Annotated in this window: 14 protein-coding genes and 1 rRNA gene; 7 read left to right on the forward strand and 8 right to left on the reverse strand. The window is 53.0% G+C overall.

Annotated features, from left to right (window positions below):
* Window positions 1–98: 98 nt before the first annotated feature.
* On the reverse strand, window positions 99–1,922 hold the full coding sequence (gene typA, locus PGR79_RS22415; protein ID WP_045378776.1) for a ribosome-dependent GTPase TypA: 1,824 nt from the start codon (window positions 1,920–1,922) through the stop codon (window positions 99–101).
* A 376-nt stretch (window positions 1,923–2,298) separates the two neighbouring features.
* On the opposite strand from typA, the gene glnA reads away from it, so the two are divergent.
* The 3 genes from glnA (at window position 2,299) to glnG (ending at window position 6,364) form a co-directional block, all read left to right on the forward strand.
* Window positions 2,299–3,708, forward strand: coding sequence for a glutamate--ammonia ligase (gene glnA / locus PGR79_RS22420; RefSeq protein ID WP_015368971.1), 1,410 nt, complete (start codon window positions 2,299–2,301; stop codon window positions 3,706–3,708).
* Between the two features lie 188 nt (window positions 3,709–3,896).
* The gene (glnL, locus tag PGR79_RS22425; protein ID WP_015368972.1) at window positions 3,897–4,946 is read left to right on the forward strand and encodes a nitrogen regulation protein NR(II); all 1,050 of its coding nucleotides are present in this window, start codon (window positions 3,897–3,899) and stop codon (window positions 4,944–4,946) included.
* An 8-nt stretch (window positions 4,947–4,954) separates the two neighbouring features.
* Window positions 4,955–6,364, forward strand: a complete 1,410-nt coding sequence (gene glnG, locus PGR79_RS22430) for a nitrogen regulation protein NR(I) (protein ID WP_087858753.1) — start codon at window positions 4,955–4,957, stop codon at window positions 6,362–6,364.
* Between the two features lie 54 nt (window positions 6,365–6,418).
* On the opposite strand, the gene hemN is transcribed toward glnG, so the two are convergent.
* Window positions 6,419–7,792, reverse strand: a complete 1,374-nt coding sequence (hemN, locus tag PGR79_RS22435; RefSeq protein WP_087858754.1) for an oxygen-independent coproporphyrinogen III oxidase — start codon at window positions 7,790–7,792, stop codon at window positions 6,419–6,421.
* Between the two features lie 188 nt (window positions 7,793–7,980).
* The gene (gene yihI, locus PGR79_RS22440) at window positions 7,981–8,487 is read right to left on the reverse strand and encodes a Der GTPase-activating protein YihI (protein WP_113374883.1); all 507 of its coding nucleotides are present in this window, start codon (window positions 8,485–8,487) and stop codon (window positions 7,981–7,983) included.
* A 581-nt stretch (window positions 8,488–9,068) separates the two neighbouring features.
* Here yihI and yihA point away from each other — a divergent pair.
* Complete coding sequence (gene yihA, locus PGR79_RS22445; protein WP_087858755.1) at window positions 9,069–9,701, forward strand: ribosome biogenesis GTP-binding protein YihA/YsxC; 633 nt, start codon at window positions 9,069–9,071, stop codon at window positions 9,699–9,701.
* A 347-nt stretch (window positions 9,702–10,048) separates the two neighbouring features.
* On the opposite strand, the gene polA is transcribed toward yihA, so the two are convergent.
* Window positions 10,049–12,829 (reverse strand): DNA polymerase I, encoded by a 2,781-nt coding sequence (polA, locus tag PGR79_RS22450; RefSeq protein WP_430922537.1) that lies wholly within the window; start codon window positions 12,827–12,829, stop codon window positions 10,049–10,051.
* Between the two features lie 396 nt (window positions 12,830–13,225).
* Between polA and PGR79_RS22455 the strand changes: the two genes are divergently transcribed.
* The gene (locus PGR79_RS22455; RefSeq protein ID WP_047054470.1) at window positions 13,226–14,128 is read left to right on the forward strand and encodes an acyltransferase; all 903 of its coding nucleotides are present in this window, start codon (window positions 13,226–13,228) and stop codon (window positions 14,126–14,128) included.
* Between the two features lie 44 nt (window positions 14,129–14,172).
* On the opposite strand, the gene dsbA is transcribed toward PGR79_RS22455, so the two are convergent.
* From dsbA to PGR79_RS22470, 3 genes are all read right to left on the reverse strand, one after another.
* Window positions 14,173–14,796 (reverse strand): thiol:disulfide interchange protein DsbA, encoded by a 624-nt coding sequence (dsbA, locus tag PGR79_RS22460; RefSeq protein WP_015368980.1) that lies wholly within the window; start codon window positions 14,794–14,796, stop codon window positions 14,173–14,175.
* A 26-nt stretch (window positions 14,797–14,822) separates the two neighbouring features.
* On the reverse strand, window positions 14,823–15,821 hold the full coding sequence (locus PGR79_RS22465; RefSeq protein ID WP_430922539.1) for a serine/threonine protein kinase: 999 nt from the start codon (window positions 15,819–15,821) through the stop codon (window positions 14,823–14,825).
* Between the two features lie 75 nt (window positions 15,822–15,896).
* Window positions 15,897–16,166 (reverse strand): YihD family protein, encoded by a 270-nt coding sequence (locus PGR79_RS22470; RefSeq protein ID WP_015368982.1) that lies wholly within the window; start codon window positions 16,164–16,166, stop codon window positions 15,897–15,899.
* A gap of 71 nt (window positions 16,167–16,237) precedes the next feature.
* Between PGR79_RS22470 and mobA the strand changes: the two genes are divergently transcribed.
* Window positions 16,238–16,819, forward strand: a complete 582-nt coding sequence (mobA, locus tag PGR79_RS22475; protein ID WP_430922541.1) for a molybdenum cofactor guanylyltransferase MobA — start codon at window positions 16,238–16,240, stop codon at window positions 16,817–16,819.
* Window positions 16,816–17,322 (forward strand): molybdopterin-guanine dinucleotide biosynthesis protein MobB, encoded by a 507-nt coding sequence (gene mobB, locus PGR79_RS22480; RefSeq protein ID WP_271032444.1) that lies wholly within the window; start codon window positions 16,816–16,818, stop codon window positions 17,320–17,322. The genes mobA and mobB overlap by 4 nt, the downstream gene beginning before the upstream one ends.
* A 339-nt stretch (window positions 17,323–17,661) precedes the next feature.
* On the opposite strand, the gene rrf is transcribed toward mobB, so the two are convergent.
* Window positions 17,662–17,750, reverse strand: a 5S ribosomal RNA gene (rrf, locus tag PGR79_RS22485); the annotation flags it as partial.

Raw genomic sequence — 17,750 nt, forward strand, 5'->3', positions numbered from 1 at the left:
TAGCGGGAAAGAAGAGGTTTGACTATCGACGGCGTGAAAAGCGCCCAAAAAGAAACCCCGCCGTTGTGGCGGGGTTTAGCTTGCAACAAGAAGGGTAATTACTCTTCTTTCGCACCGCGCATAGCGCGTTTACGGTCGTTCTCGGTCAGGTGACGTTTACGGATACGGATAGACGTCGGAGTAACTTCTACCAGTTCGTCGTCATCGATGAACTCCAGAGCCTGCTCCAGGGTCATCTTAACCGGCGGAACCAGAACCGTTGCTTCGTCAGTACCGGACGCACGCATGTTGGTCAGTTTCTTACCGGTCAGGCAGTTTACGGTCAGGTCGTTAGAACGGCTGTGAATACCGATAATCTGACCTTCGTAAACTTCAGCACCGTGGCCGAGGAACAGCTTACCGCGATCCTGCAGGCCGAACAGTGCGAACGCAACCGCTTTACCCTGACCGTTAGAGATCAGTACGCCGTTGTTACGCTGGCCCACTTCGCCCGGACGAACATCGTCGTAGTGGCTGAAGGTGGAGTACAGCAGACCGGTACCGGAAGTCATGGTCATGAACTCTGAACGGAAGCCGATCAGACCACGGCTTGGGATCACGTAGTCGAGACGTACGCGGCCTTTACCGTCTGGATTCATGTTTTTCAGGTCGCCTTTACGCTCGCCCAGCGCCTGCATGACAGACCCCTGGTGCTGCTCTTCGACGTCCAGCGTTACGTTTTCGAATGGCTCTTGTTTACGGCCATCGATTTCGCGGAAGATAACTTTCGGACGGGAAACCGCCATCTCGAAACCTTCACGACGCATGTTTTCAATCAGAACGGACAGGTGCAGTTCGCCACGGCCAGAAACGCGGAACGCATCGGCGTCTTCGGTTTCTTCAACGCGCAGCGCAACGTTGTGCACCAGCTCTTTGTTCAGACGGTCCAGGATCTGGCGAGAGGTAACGAACTTACCTTCTTTACCGCAGAACGGAGAGGTGTTGACGTTGAAGAACATAGATACGGTCGGCTCATCAACAGACAGCGCCGGCAGCGCTTCGACGTTCTGCGGGTCGCAGATGGTGTCGGAGATGTTCAGCTCGCCCAGACCGGTGATCGCGATGATGTCGCCGGCTTCGGCTACATCGCTCTCGATACGCTCGAGGCCCAGGTGAGTCAGTACTTTACCGACTTTACCGTTACGGGTTTTCCCTTCGCTATCGATGATAGTGATCTGCTGGTTCGGCTTCACTTTACCGCGCTTGATGCGACCAATGCCGATTACGCCAACGTAGTTGTTGTAGTCGAGCTGGGAGATTTGCATCTGCAGCGGACCGTCAAGGTCAACGTCCGGCGCCGGTACACGGTCAACAATCGCCTGGTACAGCGGGGTCATGTCGTCAGCCATGTCTTCGTGGTCCAGACCCGCGATACCGTTCAGCGCGGAAGCGTAAACGATCGGGAAGTCCAGCTGTTCGTCGGTCGCGTCGAGGTTAACGAACAGGTCGAATACCTGGTCGACAACCCAATCCGGACGCGCGCCCGGACGGTCAACTTTGTTGATGACCACGATCGGCTTCAGACCGTGAGCAAACGCTTTTTTGGTAACAAAGCGCGTCTGCGGCATCGGGCCGTCAAAGGCATCAACCACCAGCAGCACAGAGTCAACCATGGACATAACACGCTCAACTTCACCTCCGAAGTCGGCGTGCCCTGGGGTATCAACGATGTTGATACGGTAATCATTCCATTTGATTGCAGTGTTTTTAGCGAGGATGGTAATCCCACGCTCTTTCTCCAAATCGTTGGAGTCCATCACACGTTCTTGTGCTTCAGTACGTGCGTCGAACGTACCGGATTGCTGTAGCAGCTTATCAACCAAGGTAGTTTTACCATGGTCGACGTGCGCGATGATGGCGATATTACGCAGATTTTCGATCACAACTTTGCCTCAGGCATTAGAAATAGCGCGTTATTGTACACGTATTAAGCGAAGGACTGAACAGGATCACAAAGATCCTCCGCAAACAAGTATTGCAGAGTTTGTTTGTGACCGCTTTCACGGAGCGATAAAAGGGCACCGTAATAAAAATTGCACCAAAATGGTGCTCAACGTTCACATTGAAGCACTATTTTGGTGCATTATCTCCATCATGGTGCAGTCCTTTTGCACTATGGTGCGCATGATACAGCGTTTTACCGTACTTTTAAAAGTTGGCACAGATTTCGCTTTATATTTTTTAAGGCAACAACGCCACTTTTAAGCAGTAAGAAGTTCGTTACCACGACGACAATGACCAATCCGGGAGAGTTTAAGTATGTCCGCTGAACACGTTTTGACGATGCTGAACGAGCACGAAGTGAAGTTTGTCGATCTGCGCTTCACCGATACCAAAGGTAAAGAACAGCACGTCACGATTCCTTCCCATCAGGTAAATGCCGAATTCTTTGAAGAAGGCAAAATGTTTGATGGCTCCTCGATTGGCGGTTGGAAAGGTATTAACGAATCCGACATGGTCCTGATGCCGGATGCCACCACGGCGCTGATCGACCCGTTCTACGAAGAACCGACGCTGATCATCCGCTGCGATATCCTGGAACCAGGCACCCTGCAGGGCTACGACCGCGACCCGCGCTCTATCGCCAAGCGCGCTGAAGAATACCTGCGCGCCACCGGCATCGCCGACACCGTGCTGTTCGGGCCGGAACCAGAATTCTTCCTGTTCGACGACATCCGCTTTGGCGCATCCATCTCTGGTTCCCACGTGGCCATTGACGATATCGAAGGCGCATGGAACTCTTCTACCAAATACGAAGGCGGCAACAAAGGCCACCGTCCGGGCGTGAAAGGCGGTTACTTCCCGGTTCCGCCGGTAGACTCCTCTCAGGACATCCGTTCTACCATGTGTATGATCATGGAAGAGATGGGCCTGGTTGTTGAAGCTCACCACCACGAAGTGGCAACTGCAGGTCAGAACGAAATCGCCACCCGCTTCAACACCATGACCAAAAAAGCGGACGAAATTCAGATCTACAAATACGTTGTACACAACGTCGCTCACCGTTTCGGTAAAACCGCAACCTTCATGCCAAAACCAATGTTTGGCGATAACGGTTCCGGCATGCACTGCCACATGTCCCTGTCCAAGAACGGCGTAAACCTGTTCTCCGGCGACAAATACGCGGGACTGTCTGAGCAAGCGCTGCACTACATCGGCGGCGTTATCAAGCACGCTAAAGCGATCAACGCCCTAGCGAACCCGACCACCAACTCCTACAAGCGTCTGGTCCCGGGTTACGAAGCGCCGGTTATGCTGGCTTACTCCGCCCGTAACCGCTCTGCTTCCATCCGTATTCCGGTGGTTGCCTCGCCGAAAGCGCGTCGTATCGAAGTGCGCTTCCCGGACCCGGCTGCCAACCCATACCTGTGCTTTGCCGCGCTGCTGATGGCCGGTCTGGACGGTATTAAAAACAAAATCCATCCTGGCGATGCGATGGACAAAAACCTGTACGATCTGCCGCCGGAAGAAGCGAAAGAAATCCCGCAGGTTGCAGGTTCTCTGGAAGAAGCCCTGCAGGCTCTGGACGCAGACCGCGAGTTCCTGACCGCAGGCGGCGTCTTCACTGACGAAGCTATCGATGCTTACATCGCCCTGCGCATTGAAGAAAACGACCGCGTACGTATGACTCCGCACCCGGTTGAGTTCGAACTGTACTACAGCGTCTGATTTTGCTGTAAATCCATGGTGTTCCCGTGTTGTGGCACGGGACACCAGGGATGTTTTGTTGCCGTGGAAACTTTCAGCCCATCTCAGGATGGGCTTTTTTCACCAGCAACACGCTGATCTCTCGCGCTTTTTACCAATAAAAAGCTATACTGCACTAAAATAGTGCAACCATTTCAGGAGACTGTCAGATGGCAACAGGCACACAGCCCGATGCTGGGCAGATCCTCAACTCGCTGATCCACAGCATTTTATTAGTCGATGACGACCTCGCGGTGCATTATGCCAACCCGGCTGCCCAGCAGTTACTGGCGCAAAGTTCGCGTAAATTATTCGGTACACCGCTGCCAGAATTGCTGAGCTACTTTTCGTTAAACATTGGCCTGATGCAGGAGAGCCTGCAGGCGGGTCAGGGCTTCACGGATAATGAAGTGACGCTGGTGATTGACGGCCGCTCGCACATTCTCTCCCTCACCGCTCAGCGCCTGCCTGAAGGCTATATCCTGCTTGAGATGTCGCCGATGGATAATCAGCGACGTTTGAGCCAGGAACAGCTGCAGCATGCTCAGCAGGTGGCGGCGCGCGATTTAGTGCGCGGTCTGGCGCATGAGATTAAAAACCCACTCGGCGGCCTGCGCGGCGCGGCACAGCTATTGAGTAAAGCGCTACCGGATCCCGCGCTGATGGAATATACCCAGGTGATTATTGAACAGGCAGACAGGTTACGTAACCTGGTCGATCGCCTGCTGGGGCCGCAGCATCCCGGTATGCACATCACAGAAAGCATTCATAAAGTCGCGGAGCGCGTGGTGGCGCTGGTCTCCATGGAGTTGCCGGATAACGTCAAACTGATCCGTGATTACGACCCGAGCCTGCCTGAGCTGGCCCACGACCCGGAACAAATCGAGCAAGTGTTGCTGAATATCGTGCGCAACGCGCTGCAGGCCCTGGGGCCCGAAGGCGGCGAAATCATCCTGCGCACCCGTACCGCCTTTCAGCTCACGCTCCACGGCGTACGTTACCGTCTGGCGGCGCGTATCGACGTGGAAGATAACGGGCCCGGTATCCCGCCCCATCTGCAGGATACGCTGTTTTACCCCATGGTTAGCGGCCGCGAAGGCGGCACCGGTCTTGGGCTTTCCATCGCCCGCAGTCTTATCGATCAGCACTCCGGCAAAATTGAATTTACCAGTTGGCCTGGCCATACCGAGTTCTCGGTATACCTGCCTATTCGGAAATAGAGGTGTTTATGCAACGAGGGATAGCCTGGGTAGTCGATGACGATAGCTCCATCCGTTGGGTGCTTGAACGCGCACTCACCGGAGCGGGTTTAAGCTGCACCACGTTTGAGAGCGGCAATGAGGTGCTTGATGCCCTCACTACCAAAACGCCGGACGTTTTACTTTCCGACATTCGCATGCCTGGGATGGACGGCCTGGCGCTGTTAAAGCAGATTAAACAACGCCATCCGATGCTTCCGGTCATCATTATGACCGCGCACTCGGATCTCGATGCCGCCGTCAGCGCCTATCAGCAGGGGGCCTTTGATTACCTGCCGAAACCTTTTGATATTGATGAGGCTGTAGCGCTGGTTGACCGTGCGATTAGCCATTATCAGGAGCAGCAGCAGCCGCGTAATACGCCGGTCAGCAGCCCGACGGCCGATATTATTGGCGAAGCGCCGGCGATGCAGGATGTGTTTCGCATCATTGGCCGCCTGTCACGCTCCTCAATCAGCGTACTGATCAACGGCGAATCAGGTACCGGTAAAGAGCTGGTCGCCCACGCGCTGCATCGCCACAGTCCACGCGCCAAATCGCCGTTTATCGCCCTTAACATGGCGGCCATTCCGAAAGATTTAATTGAATCGGAACTGTTCGGCCATGAAAAAGGAGCTTTTACCGGCGCCAATACCGTCCGTCAGGGGCGTTTTGAGCAGGCCGATGGCGGTACGCTGTTCCTTGATGAAATTGGCGATATGCCGCTGGATGTTCAGACGCGACTGCTGCGCGTGCTGGCTGACGGCCAATTTTATCGCGTTGGCGGCTATGCGCCGGTGAAAGTCGATGTGCGGATTATTGCCGCGACTCACCAGAACCTTGAGCTACGCGTGCAGGAAGGAAAGTTCCGTGAAGATTTGTTCCATCGCCTGAACGTGATTCGCGTGCATTTGCCGCCGCTGCGCGAACGCCGGGAAGATATTCCACGCCTGGCGCGCCACTTCCTGCAGATTGCCGCCCGTGAACTGGGCGTCGAAGCCAAGCAATTGCATCCGGAAACGGAAGCGGCGCTGACGCGACTGGCCTGGCCCGGTAACGTGCGACAGCTGGAGAACACCTGTCGCTGGCTAACGGTGATGGCAGCAGGCCAGGAGGTACTGACCCAAGATCTGCCGTCCGAGCTGTTCGAAACGTCGATTCCCGATAGCCCAACGCAACTCCAACCGGATAGCTGGGCGACGCTGCTGGGGCAATGGGCCGACCGCGCCCTGCGTTCCGGTCATCAAAACCTGCTATCAGAAGCGCAGCCGGAGATGGAGCGTGCACTGCTCACCACCGCGCTGCGCCATACGCAAGGGCATAAGCAGGAAGCTGCTCGTCTGCTAGGATGGGGGCGAAATACGTTAACGCGGAAGCTAAAAGAGCTGGGAATGGAATAACACCGGACTCAGCGGTGAAATGAACGCCCGGTGAGCTGGCTCACCGGGATTCGCTTAAATAACGCGAGAGAACTGCTGCAGGCGCGCTTTCTGCCGCAGATAGGCATCGAAGCACATACAGATATTACGAATCAACAGACGGCCTTTTGCCGTAACCTGTATTCCTTTTTCATCCACATCCACCAGCCCGTCTTTCGCCAGCGGCGCCAGCAATTTCATATCTTCGGCAAAGTAATCGTTGAAGATAAGATCCCACTGCGTTTCAACCGCCGAGAACTCAAGACGGAAGTTGCAAATCAGGGCCTTAATGATATCCCGGCGGATACAATCATCGCGGGTTAACGCAATACCCCGCCACAGCGCGGTGCCGCTTTCATCGACCTGCTGATAATACTGTTTCAGCTCTTTCTGGTTCTGCGCATAGCAGTCGCCAATCATACTGATCGCCGACACGCCCATTCCGAGCAGGTCGGTATCGCCCTGGGTGGTGTACCCCTGGAAGTTGCGGTGCAGCACGCCTTCACGCTGGGCAATTGCGAGTTCATCGTCCGGCCGGGCAAAGTGATCCATACCGATAAACTGATAGCCAGCGTCGGTAAGCGAAGCGATGGTTTCCTGCAGGATATCCAGTTTCTGCTCTGCGCTCGGTAAATCCGCGTCTTTAATTTTGCGCTGCGCAGCGAATAGCGTGGGCAGATGCGCGTAGTTAAATACGCTCAGACGGTCCGGATTGAGTTCAGCGACTTTCTGCAGCGTGAAGGCAAAGCTTTCCGGCGTTTGCTTCGGCAGACCGTAAATCAAATCGATGTTGGTCGATGTGAAGCCAATCTCACGCGCATGACGCAGCAGCGCAAAGATGAATTCTTCATCTTGTTCACGGTTCACCAGGCGCTGTACTTCTTTATTGAAATCCTGCACCCCCATGCTCAAACGGTTGAACCCTGCGGATCGTAAATGATCCAGTACATCCAGTTCGATTTCACGCGGATCGACTTCGATGGAGATTTCCGCATCGGCGTTAAAGCTGAAGTGGCCACGCAGCAGATTCATCAAGCGGCTGATTTGCGCTTTGTTGAGATAGGTCGGCGTACCGCCGCCCCAGTGCAGTTGGCTAACCTGACGGCCGGCAAAAAGCGGCGCGCGGTGAATAATTTCCTGCTCAAGGACATCAAGATACTGGTCAGCCTTATGCTGCTGACGGGTGACAATCTTATTACAGCCGCAAAAATAGCAGAGCTTATGGCAGAACGGGATATGGACGTACAGCGACAGCGGGCGCTGCGGGTAACGGGCGACGGCGGCGGCAAAATCAGCAGCGCCGAACGCCGGAGAAAACTCCAGCGCGGTGGGATACGAGGTATATCGCGGCCCGGAATAGTTATATTTCTGGATAAGGGCCAGATCCCAGTCGATTAACTGCTCAGACATGCTCACTCCTTCCGATGATGCCGCCGACGGGTACGCCGTGCCGGCCCAACCGCACCTCGGGTCATGAGCCGGTTGCGCAGCCATTTTTGACGCCGCGACAACCGTCTTAGTTTAACGAATAACCACAGCAGATAACATATAACCAGAAGGGTTATAAGCAGGACCGGGAATCCGATGGGATGCAAACGTTAGTTTCCACCCTTCAGCAGACGCATCATATCTTCCTGACGCTCTTCTTCTTCCTCGTCCTCGTCGTCATCATAGGAGAGGCCAAGCTGCTGCATCAGCGCGTCAATACGATCCAGTTTAGCATCGACCCAGGCCTGCTCTTCAGCATTCAGGGTACCGCCCTCTTCCAGACGTTCCAGCAGCGCGTCCAGGCGCTCATCATTCTCCAGCAAATCCAGCTCAGCCTGCGGTGAAAGCATAGGTTTCTCGCTCTTTGGTTTGTGCTGCTTAACGGCCGGGGTGCTTTCAGTCACGCCCAGCGGGATCGGTTTTTTGCTGCCAATGCGTGGGTCCAGCTGCTGGCTGCGGCCTTTGCCTGCTGAAGCAGCATCGCCGCCGCTGGCGCGGCTGCCTGCGGCATGGCCGCGGTGTTTTTTCTGACGTTTACGGTCGCGTGCTTCCTGGTTCAACTCTTCACGCGACTTACCACGTGCTTTACCGCGCGATGCGGATGCCGGTTTTTTCATGATGTGTGATCTTCAGACAGTTTTCTTCAGTATAGAATTGAGGCGGAATCTAGCAGAAAGCAAGCAAAGAAAAAAGGCGACAGATTAATCTGTCGCCTTTTTCCGCACTCACAACCCTTAACGGGTTTCCACTTTCCATGTCAGCTATCGACTTACCCTGTCTTTCCCTTAGCTTCCAACGGTCCTTGTTCTGTCCCTTTCCCTTTTAAAACGTCTCCAGACGTTTGTCATCCTGACAATCCTGGTCTTCGCCTCCTGGCGCTCCTGACCCCTCGTCCTGAGTCGTAATCCTCCGGCATCCTCGCCTTTGCCCACTACTTTACCGCTTTGCCGAAAATCGACAACCACCTGTAGGATGAAAAGCCAGCTTAAGGATATAGAATTTCCTGTAACAGTTTGATTTAACGATAATCAATGAATTTGGCGTCAGGTTTTTCTCACAAATTTCGTATAGTCCTTATGGACAATGTCTCACAAACCGCATGGTTTTTACTTACAACGCCGACGTGCGGTAAAAACAGTCTTTTTCTCCCTTTCAGGTATAATCCCCGCCATAGCCTGATTTTACGGAGACGACAGTCTTGACCAACTGGAATTATCAACAGACGCATTTTGTCACGAGCGCGCCTGATATCCGCCATCTTCCATCCGATACCGGAATCGAAGTGGCATTCGCTGGCCGCTCAAATGCGGGCAAATCCAGCGCCCTTAATACGCTGACTAACCAGAAAAGCCTGGCGCGTACGTCAAAAACGCCGGGTCGTACCCAGCTTATCAACCTGTTTGAAGTCGCGGAAGGTAAACGCCTGGTCGACTTGCCGGGGTATGGCTATGCGCAGGTGCCGGAAGAGATGAAAATCAAATGGCAGAAGGCGCTGGGTGAGTATCTTGAAAAACGTCTGTGCCTGAAAGGCCTGGTGGTGTTAATGGATATCCGTCATCCGCTGAAAGATCTCGATCAGCAGATGATCGAATGGGCGGTAGAAAGCGATATTCAGGTGCTGGTCCTGCTAACCAAAGCCGATAAGCTCGCCAGCGGCGCGCGTAAAGCGCAGGTCAATATGGTGCGTGAAGCGGTACAGGCCTTCAATGGCGATATCCAGGTTGAGCCTTTCTCTTCGCTGAAAAAAACTGGCGTGGATAAATTGCGTCAGAAGCTGGATAGCTGGTTTAACGAAATCCCGCCGCAAGAAGCCGCCGAAGACGCAGAGTAACCCCCGCTTTTTCCGGATAATGGCGCCCAGCGCCCTATCCGGACGTTCATTTTACGCTGTTGTCAGCGCGTAAAACTTTTCTTTCGCGCAATAAAAAACGCCCCGGTCATAAATGACCGGGGCGGCTAAAATATTCAGCCAAATCCGATTACGTGAAGTAAAAGGTCTGAAAGATAGAACATCTTACCTCTGTACCCTACGCGAATAACTTTACTCTTCTTTCGGTTATGGATAAAGCATTTTTTGTAGTTTTTTTTCACTATTTACATAACAAATTCAAATGACCATCACAAAAATCTATAAGTTATGTTGCTAACTTACAAAAAAGAGCCTTACAGATTGCCCACTTAGTGCGCTTGATCCCAGTTTTCACCGCTACCGACTTCCACCAATAACGGCACTGCAAGCGTGGTGCTGTTTTCCATTAACTCATGCACCTTCTTCGATACGCTATCCAGATCGTCTTTGTGCACTTCAAACACCAGTTCATCGTGCACCTGCATGATCATCCGCACGCGCGGTTTTTCGCTCAGCAGCCAGTCATCAACGGCGATCATTGCCCGTTTAATAATATCCGCCGCCGTTCCCTGCATCGGAGCGTTAATCGCTGCACGTTCCGCGCCCGCGCGGCGCGCGCCATTGCTGGATTTGATATCCGGCAGATACAGACGACGCCCTTCCAGCGTTTCGACATAACCCTGCTCTTTCGCCTGCGCGCGGGTACGTTCCATGTAGTCCAGTACGCCCGGGTAGCGTTCGAAATAGAGATCCATATACTTCTGCGCTTCTTTACGCGGGATATTCAGCTGACGCGCCAGACCAAATGCGCTCATGCCGTAAATCAGGCCAAAGTTAATCGCCTTCGCGCTGCGGCGCTGTTCATTACTGACGCTTTCCAGCGGTAAGCCAAACACCTCTGCCGCGGTGGCACGGTGAATATCCTTACCTTCAGCAAAAGCCTTCAGCAGCCCTTCATCGCGCGACAGATGCGCCATGATGCGCAGCTCAATCTGCGAATAGTCGGCAGACACAATCAGGTAATCCTCAGGCGCGATAAACGCCTGACGAATACGGCGACCTTCGTCATTACGCACCGGAATGTTCTGCAGGTTAGGATCGGTCGAAGAGAGACGCCCGGTCGCCGTCACCGCCTGATGGTAAGAAGTATGAACGCGGCCGGTTTTCGGGTTAATCATCAGCGGCAGCTTATCGGTATAGGTCGATTTAAGCTTCGCCAGCCCACGATACTCGAGGATCACCTTCGGCAGCGGATAATCCAGCGCCAGTTCCTCCAGCACCTCTTCAGAAGTCGACGGCGCGCCGCCAGGCGTTTTCTTCAGCGGCTTGATGCCCTGCTTTTCAAACAAGATGGTTTGCAACTGTTTGGTAGAAGAGAGGTTGAACTCCTCACCGGCAATCTCATGGGCACGTTGTTCCAGCTCAACCAGACGCTTAGCGATCTCCTGCGAATGCGCATGTAGCACCGCCGGATCGATCTTCACGCCGTTGCGCTCAACCCGCGACAGCACCGGCACCAGCGGCATCTCGATATTTTTAAAGATATTCAGCGGGCCTTCATGCTGCTGTAGTTGCGGCCACATCTTCAGATGCAGTTGTAGCGTCACGTCAGCATCTTCCGCGGCGTAACGCCCTGCCTCTTCCAGCGCAATCTGATTAAAGGTGAGCTGATTTTTCCCCTTACCGGCAATCTCTTCAAAGGTGATGGTTTTGTGTTTCAACCAGCGATCGGACAGGCTATCCATATCATGTCGGCCCGCGACGCTGTCGAGGGTGTAGGATTCCAGCATGGTGTCGAAGGCAATACCACGCAGTTCAATGTCGTAGTTGGCCAGGATGCCGCGATCGTACTTCAGGTTTTGCCCTACTTTTAGCACCTTGTCATCTTCCAGCAGCGGCTTGAGCAGCTCCAGCACGCGTTCACGAGGGATCTGGTCCGGCGCATCGAGATAATCATGGGCCACCGGCACATAAGCCGCGATGCCAGGCTCAATCGCGAATGACAGACCCACCATATTGGCGGAAATGTTATCGAGGCTATCCGTTTCGGTATCAAAAGCGAATAGCGGCGCTTTCTTCAATCTGGCAATCCATTCAACCAGCGTCGCTTCATCCAGGATTGTCACATAATGCTCAGCAGAGAGCGTCGCGGCGACCTCTTCTTCCACAATCACCGCGGCTTCAGCTGGTTTCGCCGCTGGTTTAGCGCCTTTCCCCTGTAGCCATTTGCCAGATTCGACATCGGTGATCCAACGTTTGAATTCATATTGCTTAAAGAGCACCAGCAGTTCATCAGCCGCCGGCTGCGCAACTAACAGCTCTTCGCAACCCAGATCCAGCTCCACATCGGTTTTTATTGTGGCGAGTTGATAAGAGAGGTAGGCCACCTCTTTGTTCTGCTCCAGCTTCGCCGCCATCGTTTTCGCGCCGCGGAAGGTCAGCCCGGCGATTTTTTCTGGTTCCGCATAGAGCGTATCCAGACCACCCAATCCCTGCAGTAGCGCCTGCGCCGTTTTTTCCCCAACGCCCGGGACGCCAGGTATGTTATCCGAGGAGTCGCCCATCAGCGCGAGGAAATCAATAATCAGTTCCGGCGGTACGCCGTACTTATTCACGACCTCTTCCGGGCCGAGGATAGTGTTGGTCATGGTGTTGATTAACGTAATGCCCGGCGTCACCAGTTGCGCCATATCTTTATCACCGGTGCTGATCAGTACCGGGCGGCCCACTTTTTCCGCCTCGCGGGCCAGCGTGCCGATAACGTCATCCGCTTCAACGCCAGGCACCGCCATCAGCGGCAGCCCCATCGCCTTCACCATCTTGTGCAGCGGTTCAATCTGCGCACGTAGATCGTCCGGCATCGGCGGACGATGTGATTTGTAATGCTCAAACAATTCGTCACGGAAGGTTTTCCCTTTGGCATCAAATACCACGACGGCATGCGTCGGCTGATACTGCAGGATCAGGCTACGCAACATATTCAGCACGCCGTACATAGCACCGGTAGGCTCCCCGGCGCTATTGGTTAGCGGTGGGAAGGCGTGGTAAGCCCGATATAGGTAAGAGGAGCCGTCGACGAGGATGAGAGGGTTTTCTGGGATCTGAACCATAATTTCCGTGCCTGTTTATCAGATTATGGGTAAAGGATGCCACAGACGGGCATGAAATCCTGAATTTTTCCCGCATTTAGCCGAAAAGATTCATCGCAGAGGGAAATCGCTGCACAATATTATCTGTGGATAACTTTGTGCATAGTTTTATCGCCTCAGCCAAAAAAGCCTAAACCATGTAACAAAGAATCTTATAAATCATTATATATCAATGAATTAAATATGCACCCAGGGCTATATATGCTTCATGATGACTCAATGTTCCATGTGGATATAAGATTCGCATTTTTTTCTGTTCTGGTAAGACCCGTTATTTGCCGCGTTTTCTGGTAAAATCAGCCCCTTGCGCGGTTTAAGAACGTTCTTTACCGGCCTAACTTTCTGAATAAACTAACTATGTCGAGATTACTCGCTGCGATAACACTCCCGCTGAGTATCGCCCTTACCATCTTAGTCACCATTATCTGTTCCGTACCGATTATCATCGCCGGACTGATTAAACTGCTGGTACCTATCCCGGCGGTATGGCGTTCTATTTCCGTTTTTTGCAATTTTATGATGTATTGCTGGTGCGAAGGACTGGCGCTGCTGCTGCATCTCAACCCATGGTTGAAATGGGATATTCAGGGGCTGGAAGGGCTGAATAAAAAGAACTGGTATCTGCTTATCAGCAACCATCACAGCTGGGCGGACATCGTGGTGCTCTGCGTTCTGTTTCGCAAGCATATCCCGATGAATAAATACTTCCTCAAGCAGCAGTTGGCCTGGGTACCGTTTATCGGTCTGGCCTGCTGGGCGCTTGATATGCCTTTTATGCGCCGTTATTCGCGCGGCTACTTACTGCGCCACCCGGAACGTCGCGGTAAAGACGTCGAAACGACTCGCCGCTCATGTGAAAAATTCCGTTCTCATCCGACAACCATCGTCAATTTCGTTGAAGGTTCAAGGTTTACCGTAGAAAAGAAGCGCGAGACGCGCTCGCCTTACCACAACCTATTGCCGCCTAAAGCTGCGGGCATTGCGATGGCATTAAACGTCCTCGGCGCACAGTTCGATAAGCTACTGAACGTTACGCTGTGCTATCCGGACAATAATGCCAGGCCGTTTTACGATATGTTAAGCGGTCGCCTGACGCGCATCGTGGTACGTATTAATCTGGTGCCGATTGGCGAGGAACTACACGGTGATTACGTCAATGATAAAAACTTTAAGCGCGGTTTCCAGCGCTGGCTGAATGGGCTTTGGGAAGAAAAAGATCGCCAGCTCACTGACATTATGCAAGGTAACGAAAAGTCGTAACTATTTAGTCGATAAAAAAAGCCGGTCAGTGACCGGCATTTTTTTTATTTCTTTTCAACCAGTTGTTTCACAGTATCTGCGTACTGGGAGACAAACGCGTCCATATTGCTGGTATCCATACCCTGCGGGTTCAGCTGGTATTTACCATTAACAAACATCGCGGGAACGCCCTGCAGCTGTAAATCGGCTGCGGCTTTCTCTTGTTGGGCGACCAGAGACTTCACCACAAAGCTGTTCCATGCCGCGTCGTAATCTTCACCTTTCACGCCCGCATCAACGAAGACTTTACGGATGTCGGCAGTGGACTGCACGGTTTGGGTTTTCTGTACCGCTTCAAACATCGGCGCGGTTACTTTATCTTCAACGCCCAGCGCGATCGCCACAGCCCACGCCTGGGTCAGGTCTTTACCCAACGGGCCCAGGAATTCAACGTGATACTTGGTCATTTTGGTGCCTTCCGGCAGTTTCTGACGTACGTTGTCGGAAACGTGCAGCACTTCTTCAAACTGATAGCAGTGCGGGCAGTAGAATGAGAAGAACTCAAGGACCTGAGGTTCGCCTGCAACCGGCTTATCAAGGGTGGTGTACTGCTTGCCGTCGGTGATCTGGGCAGCGGATGCACTGAAAGCCAGAATCATACCAGCCAGCGCCAGCCAAATTTTTTTCATGATTATTTCTCTCCTGATATATCACATTAATACATTGGCGTTAACTGAAGAGGGGGTTCCTGCAGAACCTTCACCTGCTCAAAAAATGTTGCAGTCTGCCCGCGCCAATAATCTTCCCCGGTTAACCATGGGAAATTTATAGGGAAAGCAGGATCGTCCCAACGCCTGAGCAGCCACGCCAGATAATAAACTAAACGCATGGCGCGTAAAGGTTCGATGAGAGCGATTTCGTCCGTATTGAACGGACTGAATTCTTCATAGGCCTCAATGATGGTCTCCAGCTGCATGCGCTGTTCGGCTTTATCGCCATTCAGCAGCATCCAGAGATCCTGTACTGCCGGGCCGGTGCGGGCATCATCTAAATCAACAAACAGCGGACCATCGCGCCACAGGATATTGCCGGCGTGGCAGTCGCCATGCAGACGAAGCGTATCCGCACGCCCGTGCCACCGTGCCCTGACAGCATCGATGAGTTTATCAGCCGCACTCAGGAAATCAGCCTTCAGGCCAGATGGAATAAGCGTCGCCTGTTCGAATACCTGACGTGGTTCCAACAGATATTCTTGTACGCCAATCTCCGGGCGCGCATTAAAACGCTGCTTACGACCGGTCTGGTGCAGGCGGCCAAGATAGCGCCCGACCCATTCTATTTGGTCAAGATTATCCGCTTCGAACTGGCGGCCGCCGAGGCTTGGGAAGACGGCAAAGAAGAATCCTTGATGTTGATGTTGATGTTGATGTAGCGTGCTGTCGTTAAATAAGAGCGGCGCGGCAACGGGCACTTCATCTTCTACGAGTTGAAGCGCAAACTGGTGTTCTTCGAGGATCTGTTCTGCAGACCAGCGTTCAGGACGATAGAACTTCACCACATAGCGGCGGCGGTCTTCGTCCTGAAACTGGTAAACACGGTTCTCATAGCTATTAAGCGGAGTCAGACCGGAGTCGACCCGCATTCCCAGATCGAATAATCCATCAATGATGGTATCCGGGTGAAGCGTCTGAAAAGTAAAAGCCTTATCGTGCATCCTGACATCCGATAATCGTACGAATGCTTCAGGATATCATCTCGTAGCCGGTTTCGCGGCAGCACTTACAACCTTTTACTCTTTAATAACACCGCGCGCGCGTAACAGTGCGGTTTTAAAATCCTCTTCATAATCTTTCTGAATACCCGGGATGACAGCCTCTTTCGATGAATCACGCATCTTCAGGTGATAAATCAGAATATCATCAGAAAGATCGGCTAGTTCACCTTTGTAACCTGCTTCAGCCGCCAGTTTCTGCAAGAATTGCATCAGGTTCAGTTCAGGTTCTTTTTGCCAGGCGGGCTGGAGAAGTTCAATTACTTCATTCAGGCGTTTACATTTCATAGTCATGCTCCTTACTCTTGATAGGGACAAGTTAACAGGGTCAATCCCACAATGAAAGAGGCGATATTAATATGCAAAGCGAGGCAATAACCGGCGTCGTGCTGGCGGGTGGAAGAGCTACGCGCATGGGCGGTGTTGATAAGGGATTGCAGTTGCTGAATGGTCGTCCTCTCTGGCGTCACGTCGCGGATACATTAGAGCCGCAGGTAGCCAGTTTAGTGATTAGCGCTAATCGTAATCTTGAGTACTGGCATACCAGCGGATATGCCGTTTATCGCGATACCCAAGCTGATTATCCAGGCCCACTGGCCGGAATGCTTGCCGTTATGCAGCAGATAGATAGCCCATGGTTTGTATTTTGCCCCTGCGACACGCCGTTCATCCCCTCTTTTCTGGTCGAGCGTTTAGTACAACAGAAAGCTTCAGCGCCGGTGGTTTGGGTACACGATGGCGAGCGCGATCATCCCGCCGTTGCATTAGTCCACCGACGAATTATTCCAGAGCTGGAGACTTATCTGGCTCATGGAGAACGCCGGGTGATGGTCTTTATGCGTCAAGTGGGCGGGCACCCGGTGAATTTCAGCGATGTGAAATCAGCATTCATCAATGTGAATACGCTGGATGATTTGCAGCAGATGCAGGAGTCATCATGATCCCATTACTGGCGATCGCCGCATGGAGCGGTACCGGGAAAACAACACTATTAAAACGCCTGATCCCTGAACTCTGCGCCAAAGGATTACGCCCGGGGCTGATTAAGCACACTCATCATGATATGGATGTCGATAAGCCAGGCAAGGATAGTTACGAATTGCGCAAAGCTGGCGCTTCGCAAACTATTGTCGCAAGCGCGCAGCGTTGGGCGCTGATGACAGAAACCCCTGATAAACCCGAATTAGATCTTCAATGGCTGGTAAGCAGAATGGATCCGGAAAAGTTGGATTTCGTTTTGGTGGAGGGTTTTAAGCATGAACCTGTACCGAAGATCCTGCTTTTCCGGCAAAACAGCGGACATCGTGTAGAAGAGTTAGTGATTGATGAACATACGATAGCAGTGGCCAGCGATGTGCCCATCGCGACGTCACTTCCGCTGTTGGATTTAAATAATATTCCACAGATCGCGACGTTTATTGAGAGTTGGTTAGAGAGGCAATAGCGGTGATATAGGTGGGATTTTCCCGGAGGCGGTGCTGCGCACCTTTTCCGGGCTACGGGTTGCTACGCGGTCTGTAGCCCCGGTAAGCGCAGCGCCACCGGGGAAGATGGCGACGCGTCTGACCGCAAAACACAAAAACAAAAGGCCCGGACTTCCGACTGAGCCTTTCGTTTACGTTGGTATGACAGCGGCTTTCCCCGGGGGCGGCGCGAGGCGCCTTTCCCGGGCTACGGGTTGCGACGCCGGTCTGTAGCCCCGGTAAGCGCAGCGCCACCGGGGGATAGACGCCACACAGCAAAAAACCCCGCACCTTTCGGTACGGGGTTCTTCTTGTTTGATGCCTGGCAGTTCCCTACTCTCACATGGGGAGACCCCACACTACCATCGGCGCTACGGCGTTTCACTTCTGAGTTCGGCATGGGGTCAGG

The sequence above is a fragment of the Klebsiella sp. 141161 genome (assembly GCF_050600815.1).
Taxonomy (GTDB): Bacteria; Pseudomonadota; Gammaproteobacteria; order Enterobacterales; family Enterobacteriaceae; genus Klebsiella; species Klebsiella aerogenes.